This is a genomic window from Streptomyces aurantiacus (genome assembly GCF_027107535.1).
In the GTDB taxonomy this organism is placed as follows: Bacteria; Actinomycetota; Actinomycetes; order Streptomycetales; family Streptomycetaceae; genus Streptomyces.
The window spans coordinates 5,636,062-5,660,794 of record NZ_CP114283.1 but is presented as its reverse complement, the minus strand read 5'-3'; the positions used below and the strand labels follow the sequence as shown (position 1 = coordinate 5,660,794).

The 24,733-nt window shown below is 69.4% G+C and carries 21 protein-coding genes; 13 read left to right on the top strand and 8 right to left on the bottom strand.

Annotated elements, in window-relative coordinates; genetic code table 11:
• Nucleotides 1–50: 50 nt before the first annotated feature.
• Complete coding sequence (locus O1Q96_RS27320) at nucleotides 51–947, bottom strand: LysR family transcriptional regulator (RefSeq protein ID WP_269250670.1); 897 nt, start codon at nucleotides 945–947, stop codon at nucleotides 51–53.
• Between the two features lie 94 nt (nucleotides 948–1,041).
• On the opposite strand from O1Q96_RS27320, the gene O1Q96_RS27315 reads away from it, so the two are divergent.
• Genes O1Q96_RS27315 through O1Q96_RS27305 form a run of 3 tightly spaced genes read left to right on the top strand, consistent with a single transcriptional unit; the run spans nucleotide 1,042 to nucleotide 3,505 of the window.
• A complete protein-coding gene (locus O1Q96_RS27315) occupies nucleotides 1,042–1,896 on the top strand; it encodes an alpha/beta fold hydrolase (RefSeq protein WP_269250669.1) in 855 nt (284 codons plus the stop codon).
• Entirely contained in the window at nucleotides 1,893–2,729 is an 837-nt protein-coding gene (locus O1Q96_RS27310; protein WP_269250668.1) for an LLM class flavin-dependent oxidoreductase, read from the top strand. The genes O1Q96_RS27315 and O1Q96_RS27310 overlap by 4 nt, the downstream gene beginning before the upstream one ends.
• A 5-nt stretch (nucleotides 2,730–2,734) precedes the next feature.
• A complete protein-coding gene (locus O1Q96_RS27305; protein WP_269253737.1) occupies nucleotides 2,735–3,505 on the top strand; it encodes a class I SAM-dependent methyltransferase in 771 nt (256 codons plus the stop codon).
• A gap of 34 nt (nucleotides 3,506–3,539) precedes the next feature.
• Here the strand turns inward: O1Q96_RS27305 and O1Q96_RS27300 are convergent, their stop codons facing one another.
• The gene (locus O1Q96_RS27300; RefSeq protein ID WP_269250667.1) at nucleotides 3,540–4,301 is read right to left on the bottom strand and encodes a ZIP family metal transporter; all 762 of its coding nucleotides are present in this window, start codon (nucleotides 4,299–4,301) and stop codon (nucleotides 3,540–3,542) included.
• 248 nt (nucleotides 4,302–4,549) lie between these two features.
• On the opposite strand from O1Q96_RS27300, the gene O1Q96_RS27295 reads away from it, so the two are divergent.
• The 5 genes from O1Q96_RS27295 to O1Q96_RS27275 all read left to right on the top strand — a co-directional run bounded on the left by O1Q96_RS27295 (nucleotide 4,550) and on the right by O1Q96_RS27275 (nucleotide 9,810).
• A complete protein-coding gene (locus O1Q96_RS27295; protein WP_269250666.1) occupies nucleotides 4,550–6,235 on the top strand; it encodes a ribonuclease J in 1,686 nt (561 codons plus the stop codon).
• Nucleotides 6,236–6,353: 118 nt separating this feature from the next.
• Nucleotides 6,354–7,097: a polyamine aminopropyltransferase gene (locus tag O1Q96_RS27290; protein WP_269250665.1), complete on the top strand. Its 744-nt coding sequence runs from the start codon at nucleotides 6,354–6,356 to the stop codon at nucleotides 7,095–7,097.
• A 194-nt stretch (nucleotides 7,098–7,291) separates the two neighbouring features.
• Complete coding sequence (locus O1Q96_RS27285; RefSeq protein WP_269250664.1) at nucleotides 7,292–7,576, top strand: polyprenyl synthetase; 285 nt, start codon at nucleotides 7,292–7,294, stop codon at nucleotides 7,574–7,576.
• Nucleotides 7,569–8,621: a polyprenyl synthetase family protein gene (locus O1Q96_RS27280; protein ID WP_269250663.1), complete on the top strand. Its 1,053-nt coding sequence runs from the start codon at nucleotides 7,569–7,571 to the stop codon at nucleotides 8,619–8,621. The genes O1Q96_RS27285 and O1Q96_RS27280 overlap by 8 nt, the downstream gene beginning before the upstream one ends.
• Before the next feature lie 25 nt (nucleotides 8,622–8,646).
• Nucleotides 8,647–9,810, top strand: a complete 1,164-nt coding sequence (locus tag O1Q96_RS27275; protein WP_269250662.1) for an oxygenase MpaB family protein — start codon at nucleotides 8,647–8,649, stop codon at nucleotides 9,808–9,810.
• A 445-nt stretch (nucleotides 9,811–10,255) separates the two neighbouring features.
• Here O1Q96_RS27275 and O1Q96_RS27270 read toward each other — a convergent pair whose 3' ends face one another.
• From O1Q96_RS27270 to O1Q96_RS27260, 3 genes are all read right to left on the bottom strand, one after another.
• On the bottom strand, nucleotides 10,256–12,193 hold the full coding sequence (locus O1Q96_RS27270) for a glycoside hydrolase family 5 protein (protein WP_269250661.1): 1,938 nt from the start codon (nucleotides 12,191–12,193) through the stop codon (nucleotides 10,256–10,258).
• A gap of 125 nt (nucleotides 12,194–12,318) precedes the next feature.
• Nucleotides 12,319–14,877 (bottom strand): hypothetical protein, encoded by a 2,559-nt coding sequence (locus O1Q96_RS27265; RefSeq protein ID WP_269250660.1) that lies wholly within the window; start codon nucleotides 14,875–14,877, stop codon nucleotides 12,319–12,321.
• A gap of 467 nt (nucleotides 14,878–15,344) precedes the next feature.
• Nucleotides 15,345–16,265 carry a LysR family transcriptional regulator gene (locus tag O1Q96_RS27260; protein ID WP_269250659.1) on the bottom strand — a complete coding sequence of 307 codons (921 nt, stop codon included), beginning with the start codon at nucleotides 16,263–16,265 and terminating at the stop codon, nucleotides 15,345–15,347.
• Between the two features lie 86 nt (nucleotides 16,266–16,351).
• On the opposite strand from O1Q96_RS27260, the gene O1Q96_RS27255 reads away from it, so the two are divergent.
• The gene (locus O1Q96_RS27255) at nucleotides 16,352–17,518 is read left to right on the top strand and encodes a nuclear transport factor 2 family protein (RefSeq protein WP_331276069.1); all 1,167 of its coding nucleotides are present in this window, start codon (nucleotides 16,352–16,354) and stop codon (nucleotides 17,516–17,518) included.
• Between the two features lie 28 nt (nucleotides 17,519–17,546).
• Here O1Q96_RS27255 and O1Q96_RS27250 read toward each other — a convergent pair whose 3' ends face one another.
• On the bottom strand, nucleotides 17,547–18,626 hold the full coding sequence (locus tag O1Q96_RS27250) for an endonuclease/exonuclease/phosphatase family protein (RefSeq protein ID WP_269250657.1): 1,080 nt from the start codon (nucleotides 18,624–18,626) through the stop codon (nucleotides 17,547–17,549).
• Nucleotides 18,627–18,649: 23 nt separating this feature from the next.
• The gene (locus tag O1Q96_RS27245; RefSeq protein WP_269250656.1) at nucleotides 18,650–19,336 is read right to left on the bottom strand and encodes a M15 family metallopeptidase; all 687 of its coding nucleotides are present in this window, start codon (nucleotides 19,334–19,336) and stop codon (nucleotides 18,650–18,652) included.
• 88 nt (nucleotides 19,337–19,424) lie between these two features.
• Between O1Q96_RS27245 and O1Q96_RS27240 the strand changes: the two genes are divergently transcribed.
• Together O1Q96_RS27240 and O1Q96_RS27235 are read left to right on the top strand one after the other, a co-directional pair.
• Nucleotides 19,425–20,156 (top strand): response regulator transcription factor, encoded by a 732-nt coding sequence (locus tag O1Q96_RS27240; RefSeq protein ID WP_269250655.1) that lies wholly within the window; start codon nucleotides 19,425–19,427, stop codon nucleotides 20,154–20,156.
• 10 nt (nucleotides 20,157–20,166) lie between these two features.
• Nucleotides 20,167–21,270 (top strand): sensor histidine kinase, encoded by a 1,104-nt coding sequence (locus O1Q96_RS27235; protein WP_269250654.1) that lies wholly within the window; start codon nucleotides 20,167–20,169, stop codon nucleotides 21,268–21,270.
• 80 nt (nucleotides 21,271–21,350) lie between these two features.
• Here O1Q96_RS27235 and O1Q96_RS27230 read toward each other — a convergent pair whose 3' ends face one another.
• Complete coding sequence (locus O1Q96_RS27230; RefSeq protein WP_269250653.1) at nucleotides 21,351–21,785, bottom strand: VOC family protein; 435 nt, start codon at nucleotides 21,783–21,785, stop codon at nucleotides 21,351–21,353.
• A 160-nt stretch (nucleotides 21,786–21,945) separates the two neighbouring features.
• Between O1Q96_RS27230 and O1Q96_RS27225 the strand changes: the two genes are divergently transcribed.
• Both O1Q96_RS27225 and O1Q96_RS27220 read left to right on the top strand, forming a co-directional pair.
• Nucleotides 21,946–23,298 (top strand): MFS transporter, encoded by a 1,353-nt coding sequence (locus O1Q96_RS27225; RefSeq protein WP_269250652.1) that lies wholly within the window; start codon nucleotides 21,946–21,948, stop codon nucleotides 23,296–23,298.
• Nucleotides 23,295–24,704, top strand: a complete 1,410-nt coding sequence (locus O1Q96_RS27220) for an alpha/beta hydrolase family protein (protein ID WP_269250651.1) — start codon at nucleotides 23,295–23,297, stop codon at nucleotides 24,702–24,704. The genes O1Q96_RS27225 and O1Q96_RS27220 overlap by 4 nt, the downstream gene beginning before the upstream one ends.
• The last annotated feature ends 29 nt before the right edge of the window (nucleotides 24,705–24,733 follow it).

The following is a 24,733-nucleotide window of genomic DNA, read 5'->3' as shown; positions in this document are numbered from 1 at the left end:
CTACCCGTCGCGGCCCGGTCCGTCTCCGCCCTGCGGCGCACTCGATCGGGTCAAGCGCGCTCGACGATCTTTTCTGCGATGTCCACCGCGATCTCGATCGCCCGTGCCGCGAGCGGGGAGTGCGTGCGATGCGCCTGCCACAGCAGGAAGATCTCGCGTGGCGGGAGCCCCGGCTTGAGTTCGTGGACGCACAGCGACGCATCGGAGTCGAGGTTGGCACTGTGGACGGTGAGTTGGGGCACGATCGCCGACCCCATGCCGGCGCGCACCATCGACAGCACGGTCTCGTTGCCCGCCGTGCGGCACACGATGTGCGGCCGCACGCCACGGCGTGCGAGCGCATGTTCCATCCGGGCCTGGTCGCAGATCGGCGGGTGCGCCACCATCGGTGCGCCGTCGAGGTGGGCCGTGCGCACCGGGCCGTCGGGGAAGGTGCCGCGGCGGGCCACCAGCAGGTAGGGATCGTCGAGCAGTTTGCGGTGTTCGACATCGCCGTCGACGCGGCCGTCGAAGAACATCAGGTCGAGTTCGTGGACCTCTGGTTTGTCGGTCTCCTCCTCGAACAGTCTGATGTCGCAGCCGGGGTGCTCGTCCCGCAGCGCGCGGACGATCAGCGGCAGGATCACGTTGGACACGCTCTGGAAGGTGCCGATGTCGATCCGGCCGTCGCCGGCCTTGAACCGGTCGACGGCTGTCGCCATCGCCTGGGCCTTCGCCAGCAGTTCGCGTCCGTGTGCCAGCACCACCGCGCCGAGTGGGGTGATCCGCACCGGTTTCGGTCCGCCCGGCCGGTCGAACACGGCACCGCCGACTGACTTCTCCAAAGCAGCGATCTGCTGACTCACCGTCGACTGGGTGTACCCGAGCCGCGCGGCCGCCCGCCCGAACGAGCCCTCGTCGGCCACGGCGGCCATCGCGGCGAGATGGCGCAGTTCAACATCGGACATGAGACCACCCTAACCAAGACCATCGCTGATGGCGATCGAATCGATCGGAAACCATCGCTTTTGCCGATCGACTGCCGGGTCTAGCGTGACGTTCATGACCGAACCCCTTTCACACGGAGAGAAGCTCGTCGCGATCAACGACGTCGAGCTGTGCATCGAGACCTTCGGAAACCCCGCGAACCCGGCGATCCTGCTCATCGACGGCGCGACCGCCTCGATGCTGTGGTGGGAGACAGAGCTGTGCGAACGGATCGCCCGCGACGGCCGGTTCGTGATCCGCTACGACAACCGGGACACCGGCAGGTCCACCAGTTACCCGCCGGGGCGGCCGGGCTACACGTACACCGACCTGGCCGGGGACGCGCTCGGCATCCTGGACGCCCTTGAGATCGAGCGCGCACACATCGTCTGCCGGTCCATGTCCGGCGGCATCGGGCTGATCATGGGCGTGGACCACCCCGACCGGGTGGAGTCACTGACGTTCGTCTCCACCTCCACGGGCGAGGACGGACTCCCGCCGTCCGCGGACGAGCTCGCCGGCGAAATTCCCGCCGACCCGGACCCCGCCGATCCTGGCGCGGTGGTGGACTTCGTCGTCGCCTCGGCAAAGGCGTGCTCGGGCGGCTCGCCCTACTTCGACGAGAGGGCCACGCGCGCGCTCGTCAAGAGGGACGTGGCCCGCACCCGCGACATCGCGTCCACCCTCGTCAACCACTACGCGATGACCTTCGACGGGTCGTCCCGCGATTTCGCCTCCGTCAAGGCGCCGACCCTGGTGGTGCACGGCGACCACGACCCGGTCTGCGCGCTCCCGCACGGACACGCGCTGCGCGACGCGATCCCCGGCGCGTCGCTGGTGACCCTGGAAGGAGCCGGGCACGACCTGCCGAAACCGCTGTGGGACGTGTTCGTCCCCGCTCTGCTCCGGCACACCGGCGGCCGGCGATGACCCCCTTGCGATCGGCGCTCTGGCTGCCGGTCTTCGACGACCTCTGCGACCCCGCGGTGGTCGCACGTCTGGCTGCCGAGGCGGAGGAGGCCGGCTGGCACGGCGTGTTCGTATGGGACCACCTGCGCTGGCGGGCGCCGGTCCGGCAGGTGGCCGACCCCTGGATCACGCTGGCCGCGATCGCCACCGCCACCGAACGCCTCCGGTTCGGCCCCATGGTCACAGCCCTTGCCCGGCGTCGGCCGACCAAGGTCGCCAGGGAAACCGCCACGCTGGACCGGCTCAGTGGCGGCCGCCTCACGCTCGGCGTCGGTCTCGGCAGCGATCGCTTCGCCGGTGAACTGAGCGCGACCGGCGAAGAACTCGACGACCGACGGCGGGGGCGGATGCTCGACGAGTCACTGGAGATCCTCACCGCCGCGTGGTCCGGTGAGCCGGTGCACCATCACGGCAGCCACTACACCGTCGACGACATCACCTTCCTTCCCAGACCGGTTCAGCGCCCCGGCGTGCCGGTGTGGGCCGCGGGACTTCCCGGCAACGTCAAACCCCTGCGCCGCGCGGCCCGGCACGACGGTTTCGTCCCGGTCAATCTCGAACACCCGGACCAGCTCGCAGGCATCGTCACCACCCTCACCGGTCTCCGCGGGCCAAGGACGACCCCGTACGACATCGCCGTCCCCCTCCCACCCGGCAGTGATCCGGCGCCCTACGCCGAGGCGGGCGCCACGTGGTGGCTGGCGGAGTTCGCACCGGAGACAGTGTCCGTGGACCAGGTGCGAGGCGTACTCCGCGACGGCCCCGTCGCAGTCGACAACGAGAGGATCCGGTGACGGTGATGTCCGACCTGTTCGACTACGACGCGGAACTGTGCCTGCACAACGATCTCTTCCGTACCGCTGCCCGCGTCGGCTCTCGCGACCGTGTCCTCGACATCGGCTGCGGCACGGGCCAGACCACCCGCGAGGCCGCCCGCGCCGCCGTCGACGGTAGCGCGGTAGGCCTCGACCTCTCCGAACCCATGCTCGAACGGGCCCGCCGGCTCAGCGACGACCAAGGACTGACCAACATCACCTTCCGGGAGGCGGACGCCCAGGTCCACGCCTTTCCGCCCGCGCGTTTCGACCTCTGCATCAGCAGGTTCGGAACGATGTTCTTCGCCGACCCCGTCGCCGCTTTCACCAATATCGGGCGCGCGCTGCGGCCTGCGGCGCGCCTGGTGATGCTGGTCTGGCAGGAACGGGACCGCAACGAGTGGGCCACCGCGATCCGCCGGACCCTCACCACCGCATCAGCCGCGCCCCACGGCCCGGACCCGTTCTCACTCGCCGACCCGGCCGTCACGGAGGGCGTGCTGACGGCGGCCGGCTTCGCGGACGTCACCTTCACCGACGTGCACGAGCCCGTCCACTACGGCCCGGACAGCGCCACCGCCTTCGACGCCGTGCTCCGCCTCTGGGAGGTCAGGGAGCTGCTCGCCACCCTCGACACCGCGGCCGCCGAGCAGGGACGCGCGCGGCTGCGCACCACCCTCGACGCCCACACCACCGACGGGGGCGTGTACTTCGACTCGCGTGCCTGGATCGTCACAGCTCACCGCCATCGGTGACCTTGTCCCGGAGATCCGACGCCGACCCCGGCGATCAGGCGTGGGACAGGGCGAACGAGACGAGGAACCCGCTGACGGTGATCAGCCCGATCGCCAGGTGGGCGTCGTCGAAAGCCTCGGGGATCATGGTGTCGGCGATCATGGCGAGGATCGCTCCGGCCGCGACCGCGGTCACGGCGGCGATCACGGCGGGGGAGAAGGAGCCGACCACCGTGTAACCGAGGACGGCCGAGACCGTGGAGGCCGCGGCGATGGCCGCCCAGGTACCGAAGACGTACCCCTTGGTGCGGCCGGCCTTCTTCATCCCCGCCGAACTGGACAGGCCCTCGGGCACGTTGCTGATGAACACCGCGGCCACCGTCACCAGACTGACCGCGCCGCCATTGAGCAGACTCACGCCGATGACGGCGGACTCCGGGACCCCGTCGAGCAGGGCGCCGAGCGCGAGCGCCGTCCCGGACCCGCCCTGCTCGCCCTCCGAGGGCTGCGCCCTCGCCCGCTCGTGACCGGAACGCTTGCGGTGGCGCGCACCCCGGCGGGCCAACCACACGTTGCCCCCGGTGTAGGCCACGGCACCGATGAGGGTGCCGACGACCGCGGGAGCAAGCCCCGCCTGCTCGTACGCCTTCCCCACCAGCTCGAAGGACACCGCAGAGATCAGCACCCCGGCCCCGAACGCCATCACGGTCGCGATGACCTTCTGCGGCACCCGCAGCCCGTATCCCAGAGCGGCGCCGAGCAGCAGCGCCGAGCCCGCCACCAACCCCCACAGTCCCGCCTCCACCACTTCAGCCATGCCGAACCGCCTACCCGCTGAGGAAGTGGATCAACAAGTGACCTACTGCGGCCTCATCGGCGCCCGAAGGACACGCCCGCGTGTCCTTCACACCGCCGACACGCCGCGGCCGACGAGAACGACGGTCGCCCCTGCCCGCGTGGGCCGGGTGATCCGCGGCACCTCCGAAGGTGCGGATGGAGACCTCGGGAAGGAGAGACCGCGCAGGCAGTGGATCATCCCTTCCGACTCTCCGGTACCGTCACGGTATGAGCCATCCGCATCCAGAGTTGCAAGCCGCCCCGCCACTGCCCGAGGGAGGGCTGCGGGTCGTCGCCCTGGGCGGCCTCGGCGAGATCGGCCGCAACATGACCGTCTTCGAGTACGCCGGCAAGCTGCTCGTCGTCGACTGTGGCGTGCTGTTCCCCGAGGAGACCCAGCCCGGCGTGGACGTGATCCTGCCGGACTTCACCTCGATCCGGGAGCGCCTGGACGACATCGTGGCCGTGGTACTCACCCACGGCCACGAGGACCACATCGGCGGCGTCCCGTACCTGCTGCGCGAGCGGTCCGACATTCCCGTCGTCGGCTCGAAGCTGACCCTTGCTTTCCTGGAGGCCAAGCTCAAGGAGCACGGCATCCGGCCACGCACGGTGCGGGTGCGGGAGGGCGACCGGCGCGACTTCGGGCCCTTCAACTGCGAGTTCGTCGCGGTCAACCACTCCATCCCGGACGCCCTGGCGGTCGCGATCCGTACCGGTGCCGGGATGGTCCTGCACACCGGCGACTTCAAGATGGACCAGTTCCCGCTGGACGAGCGCATCACCGACCTGCGCGCCTTCGCCCGCCTCGGGGAGGAGGGCGTCGACCTGTTCCTCACCGACTCCACCAACGCCGAAGTGCCCGGCTTCACCGTCTCCGAGCGCGAGCTGAACCCCGCGATCGAGCAGGTCCTGCGCACCGCGCCGCGACGGGTGATCGTCTCCAGCTTCGCCAGCCATGTGCACCGCATCCAGCAGGTCCTGGACGCCGCCCACCAGCACGGCCGCAAGGTCGCCTTCGTGGGCCGCTCCATGGTCCGCAACATGGGCATCGCCCGCGACCTGGGCTACCTGAAGGTGCCGCGCGGCCTCGTGGTCAGCATGAAGGAGCTGGAGAAGCTCCCCGACCACAAGATCACCCTGGTGTGCACCGGATCCCAGGGCGAGCCGATGGCCGCTCTCTCCCGGATGGCCAACCGCGACCATGTGATCCGCATCGGCAAGGGCGACACCGTCCTGCTCGCCAGCTCCCTGATCCCCGGCAACGAGAACGCCATCTACCGGGTGATCAACGGACTGACCCGGTGGGGCGCCCATGTCGTCCACAAGGGCAATGCCAAAGTGCACGTCTCCGGGCACGCCAGCGCCGGTGAACTCGTCTACTGCTACAACATCGTCAAGCCGCGCAACGTCATGCCGGTGCACGGCGAATGGCGCCATCTGCGGGCCAACGCCGATCTGGCCATCCGTACCGGTGTCGATCCCGAGCGAGTGGTCATCGCCGAGGACGGCGTCGTCGTCGACCTCGTCGACGGGCGCGTGTCGATCACCGGCAAGGTGCCCGCGGGCAACGTCTACGTGGACGGTATGGAGGTCGGCGGGGCCACCGAGGCCTCCCTCAAGGACCGCGTCACCCTCGCGGAGGAAGGCGTGGTCACGGTCGTGGCGATCGTCGACGCCGACACCGGCAGCCTCGCCGAGGCCCCCGACTTCCTGGCCCGCGGGTTCGTCCACGACGACGCCACGTTCGAACCCGTCATCCCGGTGATCGAGAAGACGTTGGCCACCGCGGCCGCCGAGGGCGTCGGCGACGCGCACCAGCTGGAACAGCTCATCGCCCGCGCCGTGGCGAACTGGGCGTTCCGCACCTACCGTCGCAGGCCCCTGATCATCCCCGTCATCATCGACGCCTGACACGCCCCGCACCGGCGCTCGCCTCCCTGCCATGGCCGACGGCAGGGAGGCGCACGGACCTGAGCCCGCAGGGCCGGGCACCGGACGTACACATCGTCGGCATCAGAAAGGCGAACGGATGAGCGCGCGTTTCGAGGAGATCGACTGGCGCCCGACGCCGATGGGCGACATCAGCCTTCGGCGCCGACGGGATCCGGCATCCGGCGACGATGTGTACGAAGTGAAGCTCGGCGACGAGTTCCTGATGTCCAGCCTCTTCACCGCGGGCGAGATCGCCCTGACCCGGCTCGGCCTGGCCGACCTCCCCGACACCCCTCTCGATGTCGCGGTGGGCGGCCTCGGCCTCGGTTACACCGCCCAGGCCGCCCTGGACGACCCACGTGTCCGGTCCCTGGTCGTCATCGACGCACTCGCCGAGGTCATCGAGTGGCACCAGCGCCATCTGGTCCCGCTGGGCGCATCCCTGGCATCGGACCCCCGCTGCCGCCTGGTCCAGGGTGACTTCTTCGCGCTGGTCCAAGACGCCGGCGGTCTGGACCCCCAGGAGCCGGGACGGCGCTTCCACGCCGTCCTGCTGGACGTGGATCATTCGCCACGCCATGTGCTGCATCCACGTCACGCGGCGCTCTACGAGGCCGCCGGCATGCGCGCCCTTGCCGACCGTCTCCTCCCCGACGGCGTCTTCGCCCTCTGGTCCAACGATCCGCCGGACGCACAGTTCAACGCCGTCCTCGCGGGTGTCTTCGCCACGTCGGAAGCTCACGTCGTCGACTTCGACAACCCCCTGCAGGGCGGCACCGCGACCAACACCGTCTACGTGGCACGGAAAGCCGCCGCCACGGACGGGGTACCTGTGTCGTAACAGGTGCCTGAGCCGTAACAGGTGTCGCCCCCTGCATGAGGAGATCTCCGAAGAAGATCACTCAATGGTGCATTGAGGCTGCCTGGGGTACGTCCGGTGGTCAGACTCGGATCATGCGGTGCCGAACATCGGCACGCGCTGCTCCGTGCCACCCGGCCGGAGCCGGGGCGGGTCCTGCCGCAGGGGGACATGCTGTGACACACCACGACGGCCGCAAGCCGGGCCTGACCGAAGGCACGGTGGCCCTGATGGCAGGCCTCGCCGATCTGGCGGTCAGCGGGCTGAGCAGCGCGATGGGCGGCGTCAGCAGTCTGCTGCGTCGCGCGGATCTCGGGGACCTCCTGGCGGACGGCCAGGAGGAGACGAAGGCCCGCGGCCGCCTGCTCCTGGACCGGCACGCGGTCACCGCGCCGGCTCATATGGAGGTCCTCGCCCGCACCGTCACCGCCCGCACCCAGGCGGGAAGCCCCAGTGAGTGAACGGGAAGAGCACGCCTTACTGAAGAAGCGCGTCGACCAAGTCCTCAGCGGATTCGTCACGGCCGAAGCACAGGCGCTGGCCGACATCGATGCCGGACTGGCGCCGGTCGCGGAGCAGCTTCATGCCGCGACCGGGCACGGCAAACGGCTCAGGGCGGCGTTCTGCTACTGGGGCTGGCGCGGGGCAGGGCAGCCCGACAGTGACGCGCTGGTCCGTGCCGCCGGCGCGATCGAACTGGTCCATGCGGCAGCCGCCGTGCACGACGACCTGATCGACCACAGCCGTACCCGGCACGGCAGGCCCACCGGGCACATCGCCCTGCGCGAGGTCCTCACCGATCATGCACGGCCGAAGACCGGGGCCAGAGCCTTGGCCATGCTGGTGGGGGACCTGCTGATGTCGATGGCCGGGCAGCTGTTCACCGACTCCGGCCTCCCCGGCGCCTTCCTGAGCAGAGCCCGGCCTCTGTGGGCGGTCCTGGCCCGCGAACTGGTGGCCGGTGAGTGCCTGGAAATCCTGCGCACCGGAGCCGCGCCGGACCCGGACGCGTCGGTGAAGGTGATCCGCTACAAGACCGCGAAGTACACCGTCGAACACCCTTTGCAGATCGGCGGCCTCCTCGCCGGCGCACCACCGCGACTGCTGGAGTCGTACAGCGACTTCGGCGTGCCGCTGGGCGAGGCGTTCCAGCTGCGCGACGACCTGCTGGGCCTGTTCGGGGATCCTGAACAGACGGGCAAGGACCCGGCCGATGACCTCGCCGGGAACAGGCCGACCGCGCTGATGGCCCACACCCTCACGTCCGCCACCAAGGCGGAACGCGGAGAGCTGCGCCACCTGCTCGGGCAGGCGAACATCAGCGAGCAACAGGTGGAACGGGCCCGGGAGATCGCCCACCGCACCGGCGCCGTCGCCCGCGTCGAGGGCATGATCACCGCACGGCTGCGGGAAGCGCACGACGTCCTGGCCGACGCCGATCTGACTGCCGACGCACGCCGTGCACTGGAGTCCCTGGCGACCGTCTCAGCCACCCGCACCCACTGACCGCCACACCCGCAGGAGGAGCACCATGACCTACACCCGAGCGTCCATGGACGCCCTGCGCACCGAAGGGGACGAACTCGCCGACGCGACGGTGGCGACACTGTTCGAGCGCGGCGAGGTCGGCAAGTTCAACACGCTCATGCGCTACGTCTCCACCGTCGGGCAGGACCTTCCCGAGGGCCTGCCGGACGTCGCCCGCGAGTACCTGAACGAAACCAGCACGCCGCCCGACTGGGTGGACTGGGCCGAGATGGAGAAAGCACGGCTGTTCTTCATCGACAACAACGTGCACATCTCCACCGCGCTGTCCTTCGCATCGATGCCCGCCTGCTACGTCCTGCCCCAGGTGGCCAGGCTGCTGTCGTCCACCCATTCACTCAAGTACCCCTCCAAACGGATGGCCGAGACAGGCCAGTTCACGGTCTACCTCATGCAGCCCGGAGCGTTCGAAGCCGGCAGCCGTTTCATCCCCGCAGCCCAGAAGGTGCGGCTGCTGCACGCCTCCATCCGCCACCACCTCAAGCGGGAGGACCGCTGGGACACCGCCGCCCTGGGCACGCCGATCTGTCAGGAGGACATGATCGGCGGGCAGATGATGTTCTCCATCCAGGTCCTCGACGCCCTGCACCGCCTCGGCATCCACATGAGCAACGAAGGCGCCGAGGCCTACTACTACTCCTGGCGGGTGGTCGGCGCCATCCTCGGCATCGACCAGGAGCACGTCCCCAAGGACCTGCGGGCGGCCCGCGAGTTCTCCGACCTGTACATGACCCGCCACATGGGCCCCAGCGAGGAAGGTGCCCAGCTCACCCGCCAGCTCATCGACCTCTACGAAGAAGTCGTGCCCGGCACCTTCTTCGATCCGATCGTCTCCGCCCTGATCCGCTACCTGATCGGCGACACCTGCGCCGACTGGCTGGAAGTCCCCCGCACCAGCTGGGACACCGTCGTCAAGGCCGCTCCCGCCCTGCTGGGAGTGCTGGAGACCATCGAGGACCGCTCACCCCTGGCGGGCTGGGCCCTGGACCGACTCGGCCACCTGACCAGCGTCCTGGAACTGTCCTCCCTCACCCGCGGCCGCGTCATGCACTACGCCATCCCCGAAGAGCTCAAGAACGACTTCGGAGTCAGCAGCACCATCCCACCCAAGGCCCGCTGGACACCGCCACCGGCAACCATCGGTCGATAGCGACTGCTGCGGACGAGGTCCGGGGGAGCACGCCAGGCTGATCACCCGCTCTTCACAGCCGAAGTGCGACTTATCGATCGCCGTCAATCCGTCGAGCTCGCGCCCGAGCAACCTGGTACACCGAAGGGGACCACCTCCGAACTCCACGTGTGCGCAGGGGAGTTCGGCGCCACACCTGTTCCGTCGGTTACCAGCGCATGGCATGGGGGCGTACAACTGGGGACGCTCCGATCGGGTCGGACTCACTGAACGCGGTACACCGCGCGCAACACCCGACCGACCGAGTCGGGGCGGGGTCGTGCACAGGTGCCGACGAAGGGATCAGCCGGCGGTGGGCAACTGGTGCCACCAGTGACCGCATCCGTTGGCCGGCCCGGTACGCGCAGGCCGCCGCGGGCTCGTCGTCGTCGTTGTCGCTGGACGTTATCCAAGGGGACGCGGCCGGTCAGCTCAGTTTTCGGCAGTACAGCGCGTCCGGTGTCCGTGCCGAGCCCACCCGGCCCGTGTACGCGATTCCCGCCGCGTACTCGTCGTCCGCGCACTGGCCCTTGTAGTGGGTCTGCGCGAAGTCGCCGCCCTTGGCAGCCGAGCCCCGGTTGTCGCCCCGGTCGAACCAGACGGTACGGCTGTTCGTGCCGAGCCTGCCGGCCGGAGCGGCCGCGCACAGGGCGGCGGAGACGGCGGAGCCGCGGACGCTGTATCCGATGAGGAAGTGGCCGTCGGGGCACTGGAGTTTGGTGTACCCGGATGCCCAGTCCTGGCCGGGTCTGACATGCCGCTCGTCGGTGACCACCGCATGCCCGCCGGCCGGGGCCCACAAGGGGCCGGCGGACACGTCCGAGCACAGGCCTCGGTTGCCGGTGTGGCTGAGGCCGAGCAGGCGCTGTCCGTCGGGGCACACGGCTTTTCGGGCGCCGGAGTTCCAGTCCGACAGGGCCCGCATCCGCCGCGACTGGACGAAGTCACCGTGGTCGGGGCTGAGCATCGACCACTGAGCCACGGGCTTCACCGGGCCGGTGCGGCCCTGGGCGGTGACGAGCCTGGTCCAGGCTGCGGACCTCCAGTCGTCACCGTCGTAGAGGCCCATACGGTGGCCCTCGGCGTTCCAGTGAAGCAGGGCCCAGCCGTTGCCCTTGCGGTTCTCGTGCCAGCCGACGAGCGGCCAGTACGCGAAGTCGGCGTCGGTGCGGATCAGATGGTCGACGAAGTTCTCGAACCACGCACGCTGTCTGGGCCCGGTCTCGTCCCGGCCGCCGACTCCGAACTCGCTGATCCAGACAGGCGCCGTGAAGTGCCGGTCCGTCTCGGCGGTCACGAAGAGGGCCTGGCGGTCCAGCACCTTGATGAGCTCGGCTGGGCTGAGGTCGCGGTAGCGGGGGTCGCTGGTCTCGCCCGTACCGCTGGCGCCGCTGTGGTTGGGGCCCGTGTAGTCGTAGAAGTGAGCGGAGTACACGAGCTTGCCGGAATCGACCAAGGTGTGCGAGAGGCGGCGTACGGGCTCCAGGGTGGGGCGTTCGTGAGGGAGACCGTCGACGGGGATGCCGGTCCAGTTGATGCCTTCCACGATGACCAGGAGATCGGGGTCGGCCTCCGTGAGGATGCGGTCACCTACGCGCTGCGAGGCGGCGAACCAGTCGTGGTTGTCGCCGAGCCCCCAGTTGGGATCGTCCAGGACATTGCGGCGCACCTCGTTGTAGAGGTCGGCGCCGACGACGCGCTGGTTGTCCCGGTAGCGGCGGGCCATGAAGAGCCAGTCGGTCTCCCAGGTCCCGGCGGACTGGCTCGCGTTCCAGCGTTCGTTGCCGTCGACCCCGCAGCACCATCGTGTGGTGTTGGTGTGGTTGTTCAGGATCACGGCGAGCCCGGCGGCCGTGAGTTCCCGCACCACGGCGTCGTACACCTGCAGTGGTGTCCTGCCGCGCAGGGAGGGGTTGGCGGCCACGGAATCGTCGGTGACGGGGCGGCTGTCGTGGATCATCTCGTTGGAGAAGGGCAGCCGGATGCTGTTGATTCCGATCTCCTGGAAGCCGGCGATGATCTCGGTCATGGGGGCGCGGTCCAGACCGAGCGGCATCCTGCCGGAGTTCTCTCCCGCGTGGTGGCCGGAGTCCTCGTCCGGGCTTCCCGAGCCGTTCCAGGTGCCGCTGGCCCCGTGCCAGTTGCCGGACCGCAGTTTGAAGCGGTCGCCGTCGGCGTCGACTATCCAGCGCCCCCGGGTGCTGAGTGGCGGCGTCCAGTCCGCCGCGGCTGCGGTGATCCCGGGTCGGACGTCGGCCTCGGGGGCAGGTTGCCGTCCGGTCGCTGCCTCGGCGATGGGCGCCAGGGCCACCACGAGGAGTACGGCGGCCAGTGTGGCCCTGGCCCTGCTGAAGGTTCCGCGCACGGTCACCGTCCCGAGGCATGCATTGTCATGGCATCGTCATCATGGTGGGTCGCGTGGCATTGGTCCAGGCCTACGCCGGGCCCGACGGCAGTCCAACATGACCGCGTTCACTGCGCGGGTCGGCCTCACCGCTGCACAAGGGTGGCGATGATCGTGTGCCATCTTTGGCGGGCCAGCGAAGGATCCTCAGGGCCCGGGACCGGCGGGTGCGGGAACCGGGCGGGGTAGTCGGCAAAGATGAACAAGCGGTCCAGGACCTGTTCGTTCGAGGACCACCTGGCCGCGCGCGCGAGCCAGGCCTGCCGAACCTCCTCGATGCAGGGGCGGTCTGCGTGGCGTAGGCCGACCACAAGTCGACTGGTCCACTCGCGCCAGCTCGGTGAACCACCCGCCGTGCGCACGATGCTCTGCGCTTCGTCGATCAGGGAGAGGGCAACGGTGCTGTCGGCTGCCTGGCACATGACCTTGGCTGCCAGAGCGATCCGCATGGAGAGCGTCTCGCCGAAGCGGTCGGCGTCTTCTAGGACGGCGTCGCAGTCCGCTGGGGTACAACAACCGTTCAGGGCCCTTCGCCATAGTGCGTCTGCTTCGTTTTCCAGAGCAATACGGTGCTGCCCTGTAGTTCGAAGGTAGGCGCCCCTGGTCACCGGACCGACAATTGACTCATTGAGCAGCCCGCGGTCGTAGGCCAGGTCGCTGCTGATACGCAGCCCGGTGGTGGGTTCTCTCAGAGGGTAGTGCGACAGATGTTGTTCCAGTTCGGTGAAGTGCCCAATTCTGTACAGCGTGCGTGCGATCTGATAGCGCAGCAGTTCCGAATCCGGCTGGTCGATGAGCAGTTCGGTCAGGAGTCGTAGCGCGGTCTCTGCCTCGCCACGGTTGCGGTGCTGGTAGGCGAGACGCCTGCGGCAATGCCTGTTGACGTCCGATTTCAGAGGGCTTTCGAGGAACGTCTGGAGGTATGTGAGGCGACGACGGCCCTGGTGCGCGGGACGCCATGCCTCGAACATTCCGGAAACCTGTCCCATCCAGGTCCCGGCTGCCGGTGGGGGAAGCCGCCCAGCGGTCTGGGCGAATCCCGGAAGATTGATGAGGGCTTCGATGAGCCACGTCGCCTCCAGGTCGTGGTCCGAGCACAGTGCGGCGGCTATCTCGAGTACGTCGAGACGACGTTCACTGTCCGTTACCAGGGCGTTGCTGCGGTGGCGCAGGGTCTCAAGCAGTTGTCGGGCCATGGCGGTGCGATCGGCCGGGGCCCAGGCCCCGGGTTCGGCGACGGATTCGTGAGCGATGGCTGCGCGAACGGCGTCGTGCAGCCGGTAAGGGAAGAGCGGGTGCTGGTCGCGGGTGACGAGTGTGCGCCGGCACAGCCGGTTGGCGTCGCCGAGTAGCCCGTGTGTGGCCTGGGTGATGAGGTCTTCGTCAAAGCGGGGAACAAGGCTGGCTGCGCGGGCCAGTTCGCGTTCCTTCTCCGGCAGGTTGGCGAAGACCCGGGTGGCGAGTTCGGGGAGGGGCCCGCCGAACGCGTCAGCCGCGAGTGGCCGGCCGTGTGCGGCGCGAGCGACTGAGAGGGACAGGCTGAGATAGAGAGGCAGACCGTGGGCTCCGCTGCGGATGCTGTTGATGACCTCGGCCGCCAGCACTGGATTGCCTGCTGAGCCAGAGGCGGTCAGCAGATACCTTTCGACGTCGGTGTCGGAGAGGTTGCCCACGAGATGCTGGCGGGGGTCCTGCTGTGATTCGAGGCGCAGCTGCGGCCAGGTCTGCGGGCCTGTCGCGGGCAGCAGTTGGTGCAGATTCGGGGAGTCCCAGTCCAGTCGGTTGCGTGATGTCACCACCCACAGGACGCCGGGAGTGAGGCTCACGATGCGGTTGAACAGGCGTTCCTGAGCGCGGTCCTCGCCTTGGACGTATTCGGCGGCATCGGCGAACACCACGACGAGGGGACGTTTGTCGGGTGGCAGGTTCTCCAGGTCCCAGGACAACAGTCCGGCGAGCGTGGCTGCGACGTAGTCTGACGGGTCCTGTTGCGTCTGGTTCACGATGTGGACGAGCGGCTCGCAGCTGTGCAGGGTGCGGTTGCGCAGCCGGTTTCCCTGAACGGCCTCCACGATGCGGATCCCGGTACGTACCGTCAGCGGGCCGATGCCGAAGCTGGCTCCTGCGTCGCTGAGGGTCTCGTTCAGCGTGTCGGTGATCTGTCCGCGCACATCGAAACCGCCGACAGACAGGTCGGGTAAGAGCGTTCCCGGACGGGCCAGGGACCACCAGGCGGCCAGCCCGAGGTCGAAGGCGGGGAAGCTGCGCCTGCGCCCGGCGACAGCCGCGCGCAGGCGCAACGCGATGTCGGCCGCGTTGACGACCCGGCTTCCGTGGAAGTCGACGCGCACCGAGTGCAGGGCGTCCCCGGACGGTGGATTCTCCAGCCAGTCCCCGGGATCGGACAACGTGCCTCGTGTCCAGGACTCCAGGCGTCGCGACAGCTCTGTCTTGCCGATGCCGCCGATACCGTAGAAGCAGACAACGTTCCGGCGGGCACCGGTGCTCAGGACAGCGGAGCCGTTACGGACGCGGGCAGCGTGCAGACGCAGCGCGGCGGAGAACGCCGTGTACTCGTCCACGCGGTTGGTGAACAGCTCGGTCGCCGAGTACTGCGGTTCGAAGATCCGGTCGAAGTCACCCACAGCCTCTGCCCCCCGCTGCAACCCGGCCCCCGTGACGTGGAGCAGATTCTCACTATGGCTCACCGCCAAGCCAGCAGGGACCGATTCAGCGTATGCGGGGGGCGTGCGCGGTCCGGACCTCGTCGTCGGTGAGCGGCATGTCGAAGGGGCATACCTCTGGGGCGTTTCCACCGGCCAGGGAACTGGATGATTCGCCGACGGCGGTGCGGCCGGAGGGCTCCGCCATCTCCGCGGCCAGCGGGAAACGGACGGCGATCTCCACGTGAGGACGCCGACGCCTGGGGTCAGTTTCCCGGACGCGGGCGGCCAGATCAGTCCCGGTAGTCGATCGGCTTCACGACCAGGGTGCGCAGCGCCTCGTGAGGGCGCGGGTTGCCGTGCCGACCACGCGGGCGCCGGTCATGGTCAGCGCGGCAACCCGTCGGCCGAGCAGGGTGGGATCGAACGGGCGCAGCGTCCGTCGCGCATCACCCGGTGTCCGCTGTCCGTGCCCGGGTCTGGCGCACCGAGGTGAACGCTGCGGAGAGCTGGTCCCGGAGGGGTGCCGCGGAGGGATGTGGGTCGCGGCGCGGTGTGATCGTGAAGATGCCGCGGGTCGGTGGATCGACGAGGCCCACGGTGGTGACGTCGGTCCGGAGCGCGCACGTCAGCACGCCGGGTATCAGTGCGATGGCGTGACCGGTCGCGACCAGGGCCAGCTTGCCGAGCAGGTCGGCCGCGGCGAGGTCGATGCGGGCGGTGACTCCGGAGCGGGCGGCGTGTTGGCGCAGGAGCGCGGCCGAGCCGTCGTTGTCCTCGACCCATGTCTGGTCCGCGAGCGTCTGGATGTGCACGGGGCCGTGCCCGGCCTGCGGATGGCCGACGGGCAGTACGACGACCATGTCGTCCAGCCCGAGGAACTGCCGGTCGACCTGCGGGGCGTGGGGGAGGCCCGGTGGTGCATCGGTGACGACGGCGATGTCCAGATCGCCGGTGATCACGCGGTGGTGCAGTGGTGCGCTGAGGCCGGGCAGCAGGCTCCACCGGATGGATCCGGTCTGCTCCAGCAGACCCCGGACGGCCTCGGGGACGATCCCCGCGGCAAGGGAGGGTGTCGCACCGATCGCCAGTGGCCGATCGAACGTCCCGTCACGAAAGTCTCGTGCGGTGCGAACTGCGCGGTCGGCCTCATCGAGAGTCGCCAGGGCGTGGCGCCGGAACACCTCGCCGGCGGGCGTCGGGCGCACACCGCGCGCGTGGCGTTCCACCAGAGGCACGCCGAGCTGCCGCTCCAGCCCGGCGATCTGCCGGGAGACGGCCGACTGCGTGTGATTGAGCTCGGCGGCGGCCGCCGACAGCGACCCGAGTCGACACACGGTCACGAAGGTCCGCCACACCGTCAGTTCCATGAAGCCAGTATGACCTGCTGCTATGCGGCGGTCGCAGGAGTGCTCTGCAAGATCTGCGCTTGTCGCAGGGGTCGTGGTGCATCACGGTGGCAGGCATGACCACACCGCACACGGTCGCCGTCCTCGGTCTGGGAAGCATGGGCGCCGCCCTCGCGACACGACTCACCACGCAGGACCGGGACGTCGTCGGCTGGACACGCTCCGGGCGCACATCGGAGGCCTTCGACACGACGAGCGATCCGAACGACGCCGTGGCGAAGGCCGACGTCGTGCTCCTGGCGCTGTTCGACGGCCCGGCCTGCCGACAGGTCCTCGACACCGTCCGGGACTCGCTGCGAGCGGACACCATCGTGCTGAACACCAGCACCATCGCCCCTGCCGAAGCGGCGCGGCTGGCCCGGCGACTCGGTCCGTCCTACATCCACGCACCTGTACTCGGCTCCGTGCCCGCCGTCGCGGCGGGCGCACTGCAGATTCTCGCCGCCGGAGGCCAGGACGCGCTCGATCGAGCCCGGCCGGTTCTGGAGACACTCGGCACCGTGCGGCTCGTCGACGGCGCCGCCACGGCCGCCGCGCTCAAGTTGATCGCCAACAACAGCCTCGCCGGTGCCGTCCTCGCGCTGCGTGACGCGCTGCGGCAGGCCGACGCCCTCGGCCTGCCGCGTGCCCAGGCACTGGACGTCCTCGAACTCGGACAGCTCGGCGGCCTCGTGGTCCGCAAACGCCCCTTCCTCGACAGCGAGCCGCCCGTGGGTACGGCCGACTTCACGATCGGTGCGTTGGCCAAGGACATGACGCTGCTGGCCGACGCGTCGGACACGCCTCTGCGCAGCGCCGCCGGTCTGGGTGACACCTCTGCGGGCCCCGGGGCCGACATCGCCGTCGCCGCCACGGATCCCGCCGTGGGGGACGCCGTGCTCGAACCGCTCCGTGCCTACGTCCGCGGCCATGCCACCGGCGATCCCGCCCACTTCCGCGACGCGTTCCTGCCCACCGCGCACATCGAGGGAATCCGGGACGGAGCATTCGTGTCGTGGCCCCTGGACGAATACTGCGCGCTCTTCCCCGGTCGGCCGGCCCCGGACGAACCGACTCGCTCCCGCCGTATCGATGCCGTCGATGTCCACGGCACTGTCGCGACCGCGACCATGACACTCCAGCACGGCGCGGACACCTTCACCGACATTTTCCTGCTGATCCGTTCCGATGGCGGCTGGCGCATCGCCAACAAGGCCTATCACCGGCTCTCTTGAGAGGGCGGGCGCAGGGCCGGCGCGGTGTTCACCAGCTGATGCCGGCCGCCACCGGCAGGTGGTCGCTGCCCGTGGGCGGCAGGGACCACGAGCTCTCCGGCGACACGCCACGGACCAGGATCTGGTCGATCCGCACCATCGGGAACTTCGCCGGCCAGGTGAAGCCGAAGCCATCTCCGGCCGCGACCTGGGTCGAGCGCAGCTGCGAGGTGATGCCGGCGAACGCACGGTCGTCCATGGTGCCGTTCAGGTCGCCGAGCAGTACCACCCGCTCGATCCGCTCGTCGGCGACAGCCTTGCCGAGTGCCCGCGCGCCTCTGTCCCGTGAGTCCGTCGAGAAGCCTTCCCCGGGATTCACCCGTGCGGACCCCAGGTGGGCCACGTACACCGCCAGCGGGCCCTGGTCCGTGGTCACCGTGGTGCGCAGCGCCCGGTTGTAGGTCATCTTGACGGCGAGCGGCTTGGTGTCCCCCAGCGGCCCGTAGTCCATCTCGGTGTCGACGGGCCGGGTGTCGGACAGAGGCAGCTTGCTCCACAACCCGACCGTGCCCTGCACCGTGTGGTACGGATATGCCTTCGCCAGACCCTTCTCGTACACCGTCTTCGCCTGCTGGGTGATCTCCTCCAGGGCCAGCACGTCCGCTCCGGAGGCGGCGAGGTCGCGGGCGGTGCCGGCCGGGTCGCGGTTCTCGGCGCCGACGTTGTGGCTGACCACGGTGAGGTCGCTGCCCGGGTGGGACTTGTCACCGAGCAGGCCGCCGAAGAGGTTCAGCCACACCGCGACCGGCAGCAGCAGCGCGGCCACCGCGGCGGCGGAGCGGCGCCACAGCGCCCCGGCCAGCAGCAGCGGGATGAACAGGCCGAACCACGGCAGGACGGTCTCCGCCAGGCTGCCGAGATTCCCGATCCGGTTCGGGATCTTCGCGTGCAGCAGCATGAACAGGCCCAGCAGCAGGGCCAGCGCCGTGAGCACCGGGCCGCGCTTCCAGAGCTCCGGCCGAGACGCGACGCGGATCGCCCGGCGGATGTCCGCGCGCCGGGTGCCCGGGCCGGAGTCCCCGGCGTCGGAGTCGCGCTGTCCGGTTGCTGCCGTGTCGACCTGTGTCATCGTCCGCTCTCGCTCGCCGCCGGTCACTGCTGCATCCTCGGGTCCTGGGTGGGGTCGGCGTACGTGCGCGGGCAACCGTCATCGACGGCGTCGGGGCGCAGTTCGTAGTGCCAGGGTTCGTTCTCGTAGATCTGGCAGAGCCCGTACCCGGCGCCGTGCCGGGACAGCCACGCCGTCGCATCGGACTCCCCGATGTCGACCGCGTCCCCCGACACATGAGGTGACGTCGCCGCGGTGGCCACCCACCGGGCGGCCTCAGCTTCGGAGCCGTACGTGGAGACCGCCTCGCGCAGAAGCTGCTCCTGGTACTCCGGGGAGCGCCGCCCGCTGTTGACGTAGAACTCGACTCGGTCCTTCTCGGCGTCCGTGGCAGCCTCACGGAGGGCTCCGAGCAGATCTGGATCGAGTCCGGCCACCGCCGCGATCCCGTCGTCGAAGACAGTCACGCCCTCGGGCACGGTACCGCCGGCCTCCACGGGCGCGCTGCCGTGCTCACTGCGAGGAACGTTCGGCGACGGTGCGGACCGGGACTTCGAAGGTGGTGCGGCCGAGAAAGGTGTCGCGGGTGGTGCGTCGGAGGAGTCCGAAGAGTCGTACCACTGGTGGCCAAAGGCTGCGGTGATCGTTGCGAAGACGACTGCCAGGCCGATGAGAAGGAGCCGGTGGATCCGGCGGACCGTTGTTCGTGCCGACGGCGGGGCTTGAGCCATGGGTGCCAGTCAAGGCAGCGCGGTGTTGCCGACACGTATGCGGTTTTGGATATGCCGACGATATGCGGCGACTCGTAGCATCGACAGCATGCGCGTGCTGATCGTCGAGGACGAACCCTATCTGGCAGAAGCCATCCGCGATGGCCTACGCCTGGAGGCGATCGCGGCCGACATCGCAGGTGACGGCGACACCGCTCTGGAACTGCTGGGCATCAACACGTACGACATCGCCGTCCTCGACCGGGACGTTCCGGGACCGTCCGGCGACGAGATCGCCGAACGCATCGTCGCCTCCGGCAGCGGCATGCCGATCCTCATGCTCACTGCGGCCGACCGTCTCGACGACAAGGCCTCCGGGTTCGAGGTCGGAGCCGACGACTACCTCACGAAACCCTTCGCCCTCCGGGAACTCGCGCTCAGGCTCAGAGCACTGGACCGCAGGCGCGCACACCATCGGCCACCGGTGCGGGAGATCGTAGGTCTTCGGCTGGACCCGTTCCGCAGGGAGGTCTACCGGGACGGCCGCTACGTGGCGCTGACGAGGAAGCAGTTCGCCGTGCTCGAGGTTCTCGTCGCCGCAGAAGGCGGTGTCGTCAGCGCCGAGGAGCTCCTCGAACGGGCGTGGGACGAGAACGCCGACCCGTTCACCAATGCCGTGCGCATCACCGTCTCGGCACTGCGCAAACGGCTCGGTGAACCCTGGGTCATCGCCACCGTGCCAGGCGCCGGCTACCGCATCGACACGCAACCGGAGGCAGGACCCGAAGCCGGAGACCGGGCCGGACACGCAGATGAGGAAGTGGGCGGAGCACGTGGATAGGCGGGCGGGGTTGAGCGTGCGCTTCAAGCTCACCCTCAGCTACGCCGGATTCCTCATGCTTGCCGGCGGCCTGCTGCTCGCGGCGGTGTGGGTGTTCCTCCTGCGTTACGTCCCCGATCGCGCGATGCTCAAGAACCCCGACGACAAGCCCACCAATGGTGTTTTTCCCGTCCGGTCCGTCCTCCTGGACGTGTTCGCTCCGAGGGCAGCCGCAGTGCTGGCTTTCCTGCTGGTGTTCGGCCTCGTGGGCGGGTGGATCCTCGCAGGCCGGATGCTCGCCCCGCTGACCCGTATCACGGGCGCCACACGCATGGCCACGAACGGATCACTCTCCCACCGAGTCCGGCTGCCGGGCCGCAAGGACGAGTTCCGTGAACTCGCCGACGCCTTCGACGCGATGCTCGAACGGCTCGAAGCACATGTCGCCGAACAGCAGAGATTCGCCGCCAACGCCTCGCACGAGTTGCGCACTCCACTGGCGATCTCGAAGGCGCTCCTCGACGTGGCCCGCACCGATCCGAACCACGACGCAGGCGAGGTCATCGACCGCCTCCACGCCGTCAACACCCGAGCGATCAACCTCACCGAAGCACTGCTCCTGCTCAGCCGTGCCAACCAGAGGTCCTTCACCCGAGAGCCCGTCGACCTGTCCCTGCTCGTGGAAGAAGCCACCGAGACACTGCTCGCACTCGCGGAGAAGCACGGCGTCACCATCGAGAGCTCGGGCGACATCACCCGCACGACCGGATCGCAGGCGCTCCTGCTGCAGCTGACCACCAACCTCGTGCACAACGCGATCGTCCACAACCTGCCTGACCAGGGCACCGTGTGGGTCACTACCGGCGTCCGTCCCCAGAGTGTGGTGCTCACTGTCGAGAACACCGGCGAGAAGCTCACTCCGGAGTCGGCCTCACGGCTCACCGAACCGTTCCAGCGCGGCACCGAGCGCATACATGCCGATCACGCGGGCGTGGGCCTCGGCCTGGCCATCGTCAAGACCATCACGCAGGCACACGACGGAACGCTCACCCTCACCCCGCGTTCCGTCGGCGGGATCCGTATCTCCGTGGAACTACCCACGACGGCCCCGGCCCTCGACACGTCTCCCGCTTGAGGGACTGCCCGGGACGGTGACGGCATCCTCGTTCAGGCGAACTGCACCGGTCGACCCACGGGCGTCCCGCCCCCGGCCCCTCAGTCGACACAGAATTCGTTGCCCTCGATGTCCAGCATCGGAATGCACGACTCGTTCTCGCCATCGGCGAGCAACGTCCGCACGTGTACCGCGCCGAGCGCGACCAGTCGTGCGCACTCGGCCTCAAGCACGGCGAGGCGCTCATCGCCCACGAGTCCGGTCCCGACCCGCACATCGAGATGCAGCCGGTTCTTGGCGGCCTTCCCTTCGGGAACGCGCTGGAAGTAGAGCCGCGGCCCCACACCGGAGGGATCACTGCAGGCGAACCACGCGTCCTGCTGCTCGGAGGGCAGCGAGCGCTTGTACGCGTCCCAAGTGGCGAACCCCTCCGGTGGCGGCGGTACGACGTACCCCAGCACCTCGCACCAGAAGCGGGCGACACGCTCGGGTTCCGCGCAGTCGAAGGTGACTTGGAACTTCTTGATCGATGCCATCCGCCCACCGTAGGGGCAGGATCTTCCTCCGCTGTCCGGCGGAACCAGATTTCGGGGCAGAACGCGGGATTCCGACCAGCTATGTTGTGCACTTTCTTGACGACGGTAGGAGATCAGCCTAAGTTCGCCGGTGTCCTTCCCCCGGTCAAGGGAGACCGCGATGCCCCCGTCCCCCGTCGCATCACCGTCCACGGCCAGCGAACGAAACCGGCAACTGCGCCGGGTCGCCCTCTCCGGCCTGCTCGGCACCGCCGTCGAGTTCTACGACTTCCTCGTGTACGGAACCGTCGCCGCCCTGGTCTTCGGCGAACTGTTCTTCCCGGGCGCCGATCCCGCCGTCGGTACCATCGCCGCGTTCGGCACCTTCGCCGCCGGCTACGTCGCCCGCCCCCTCGGCGGCGTCCTCTTCGGCCACTTCGGCGACCGGCTCGGCCGCAAGTCGATGCTGCTGCTCACCATGGGCCTGATGGGCGCCGCCAGCTTCCTCATCGGTCTGCTGCCCACCTACGACACCATCGGCGTCTGGGCGCCGGTGCTGCTGATCATCCTGCGCGTCGTGCAGGGCATCGCCATCGGCGGTGAGTGGGGCGGTGCCACCCTGATGGTCGTCGAGCACGCCGGAGAACGAAGGCGTGGCCTGTGGTCCAGCTTCACGCAGATGGGAGCTCCGCTCGGCTCCCTGATCTCCGCCGGTGTCGTCGCTCTCGTCGTCATGCTGCCCGAGGACGAGTTCGCGGCGTGGGGCTGGCGCGTGCCGTTCCTGCTGAGCGTGGTGCTGCTCGGCGTCGGTCTCTTCGTACGGCTCAGGGTCGTCGAAAGCCCCCTCTTCGCCGAGGTGAAGAAGGAACACGCCGAGTCGCGGCTGCCGATCCTCGACGTGCTGCGGCATCCGCGCCCCGTGCTGCTGGCATGCTGCGTGGGCATCGGCGCCTTCACCGCCCAGTCACTCCTGACCAGCTACCTGATCTCGTACGCCACCGGCATCGGATACGCCCGCCCCCAGGTGCTCACCGCCCTCGCGGTCTCCGCCGCCGTCGCCCTGGTCGTGCTGCCCTGCGCCTCCGCCCTCTCCGACCGGGTCGGCCGCCGCCCGGTCGTCCTCGCCGGCGCCCTAGCCTCGGCTGCGCTCGCCTTCCCGGTCCTCGCGCTGGTCGACTCGAAGTCGCCGGGCCTGCTGATCCTCGCCGTCGTCCTCGGCCACGGTGTCGCCCAGTCCATGATGTACGGCCCCCTCGGCGCCCTGTTCAGCGAGATGTTCGGCACCCGGGTGCGCTACACCGGCGCTTCCCTCGGCTACCAGGGCGCCACCCTCATCGGCGCCGGCTTCTCCCCGATGATTGCCGGAAGCCTGGTGGCCGGAAGCGGCAACGGCACGCCCGTCGCACTGCTGCTCTGCGGCGGTTCCCTCATCACCGCGCTGACCGTCTGCTTCGTACGCGAGACCAGCAGGACGTCACTCGCCGAAGCCCGCGAACACCCCACCGCCCCCCACACCCAGGAGATCTCCGTATGACGACCGGCGCCCGTGTCCGCACCACGCCTCGTACGGCCCGTCGTACCGCCTGCGCCGCGGCGCTGCTGCTCGCCGTCACCGCGCTGCCCGCCTCGTCGGTGGCGGCCGCCGCGGACACCAGCCACATCGAGGGCCGGCTCGCCTCCGGCGCGACCTACATGATGGACGTGCCCGACTCCTGGAACGGCACCGTCCTGCTCTTCAGCCACGGATACGCGCCCGGTCCGGCCAACCCCGCCCAGGACGCCCCGGACAGCGCCACGAAGGCACTCCTGCTCCAGAAGGGGTACGCGCTCATAGGCTCGTCGTACGCCACGACGGGCTGGGCGGTGACCGACGCCGTGCCCGACCAGCTCGCCACGCTGTCCGTCTTCACCGACCGCTTCGGCACGGCCGGCCGCACCATCGCGTGGGGCAGGTCGTACGGCGGCCTGGTCACCACCGCCATCGCCGAGCGGCACCCGGAGCGGATCGACGGTTCGCTGTCCCTGTGCGGCCTCGTGCAGGGCGGTGTCGCCAACTGGAACAACACCCTCGACCCCGTCTTCGCCCTCAAGGCGCTTCTCGCGCCCGGCTCCGACGTACCACTGACCGATCTGCCGGACCAGGCGGCGGCCACCAGGGCGGCGAGCGCCCTGACGTCCGTCGTCGACTCGGCCCAGTCGACGCCCGAAGGTCGGGCCAGGATCGCGCTCGCCGCGGCGCTGCACAACATCCCGGTCTGGAACCAGCCGGCCCAGACCCGGCCCGCCGCGACCGACTGGGACGCACAACAGGCCAACCAGTACGACGCGGTCAAGGGCCTGCTGCAGATCGCCGCCTTCAACCGGCGCCAGGAGGCCGAGGCCCGGGCGGGCGGCAACATGTCCTGGAACACCGGCGTCGACTACGCGAAGCTGCTCGGCCGGTCCTCGGTCCGCAAGGAGGTCACCGAGCTGTACAAGAAGGCCGGCCTCTCGCTGAAGACCGACATCGCCACCCTCAACCGCGCCCCGCGCGTCAGTGCCGACCCGGACGCCGTCGCGTGGATGAGCAGCACCAGCTCCTTCACCGGCAAACTGGCCAAGCCGCAGCTCTCCGTCCACACCATCGGCGACGCCCTCGTGCCCGTCCAGACCGAGAGCGCCCAGCGCAGGGCGACCACCGCCGCCGGGTCGGCGTCCCTGCTGCGCCAGGCGTACGTCGACAACGCCGGGCACTGCACCTTCAGTTCCGCCGAGCAGCTCGCCGCCCTGCACACGCTGGAGGACCGCATCAGCACAGGAAGGTGGCGGGGAACCGACCCCAAGTCCCTCAACTCCCGTGCCACGGCGGCCGATTCCACGACCCCTGCCCGCTACGTCGCGTACCGACCCACCCCTTACCTGCGGCCCTACGACCTTGCCCACCCCGCCGACGGCCAGTGACGCGGCACGCCCGCCCGCCGCGTCGTCGG

Coding starts and splice junctions, on each gene's coding strand:
- O1Q96_RS27320 (WP_269250670.1), bottom strand. CDS start 947: ATGTCCGATGTTGAACTGCGCCATCTCGCCGCGATGGCCGCCGTGGCC.
- O1Q96_RS27315 (WP_269250669.1), top strand. CDS start 1,042: ATGACCGAACCCCTTTCACACGGAGAGAAGCTCGTCGCGATCAACGAC.
- O1Q96_RS27310 (WP_269250668.1), top strand. CDS start 1,893: ATGACCCCCTTGCGATCGGCGCTCTGGCTGCCGGTCTTCGACGACCTC.
- O1Q96_RS27305 (WP_269253737.1), top strand. CDS start 2,735: ATGTCCGACCTGTTCGACTACGACGCGGAACTGTGCCTGCACAACGAT.
- O1Q96_RS27300 (WP_269250667.1), bottom strand. CDS start 4,301: ATGGCTGAAGTGGTGGAGGCGGGACTGTGGGGGTTGGTGGCGGGCTCG.
- O1Q96_RS27295 (WP_269250666.1), top strand. CDS start 4,550: ATGAGCCATCCGCATCCAGAGTTGCAAGCCGCCCCGCCACTGCCCGAG.
- O1Q96_RS27290 (WP_269250665.1), top strand. CDS start 6,354: ATGAGCGCGCGTTTCGAGGAGATCGACTGGCGCCCGACGCCGATGGGC.
- O1Q96_RS27275 (WP_269250662.1), top strand. CDS start 8,647: ATGACCTACACCCGAGCGTCCATGGACGCCCTGCGCACCGAAGGGGAC.
- O1Q96_RS27260 (WP_269250659.1), bottom strand. CDS start 16,265: ATGGAACTGACGGTGTGGCGGACCTTCGTGACCGTGTGTCGACTCGGG.
- O1Q96_RS27250 (WP_269250657.1), bottom strand. CDS start 18,626: ATGACACAGGTCGACACGGCAGCAACCGGACAGCGCGACTCCGACGCC.
- O1Q96_RS27245 (WP_269250656.1), bottom strand. CDS start 19,336: ATGGCTCAAGCCCCGCCGTCGGCACGAACAACGGTCCGCCGGATCCAC.
- O1Q96_RS27240 (WP_269250655.1), top strand. CDS start 19,425: ATGCGCGTGCTGATCGTCGAGGACGAACCCTATCTGGCAGAAGCCATC.
- O1Q96_RS27230 (WP_269250653.1), bottom strand. CDS start 21,785: ATGGCATCGATCAAGAAGTTCCAAGTCACCTTCGACTGCGCGGAACCC.
- O1Q96_RS27225 (WP_269250652.1), top strand. CDS start 21,946: ATGCCCCCGTCCCCCGTCGCATCACCGTCCACGGCCAGCGAACGAAAC.
- O1Q96_RS27220 (WP_269250651.1), top strand. CDS start 23,295: ATGACGACCGGCGCCCGTGTCCGCACCACGCCTCGTACGGCCCGTCGT.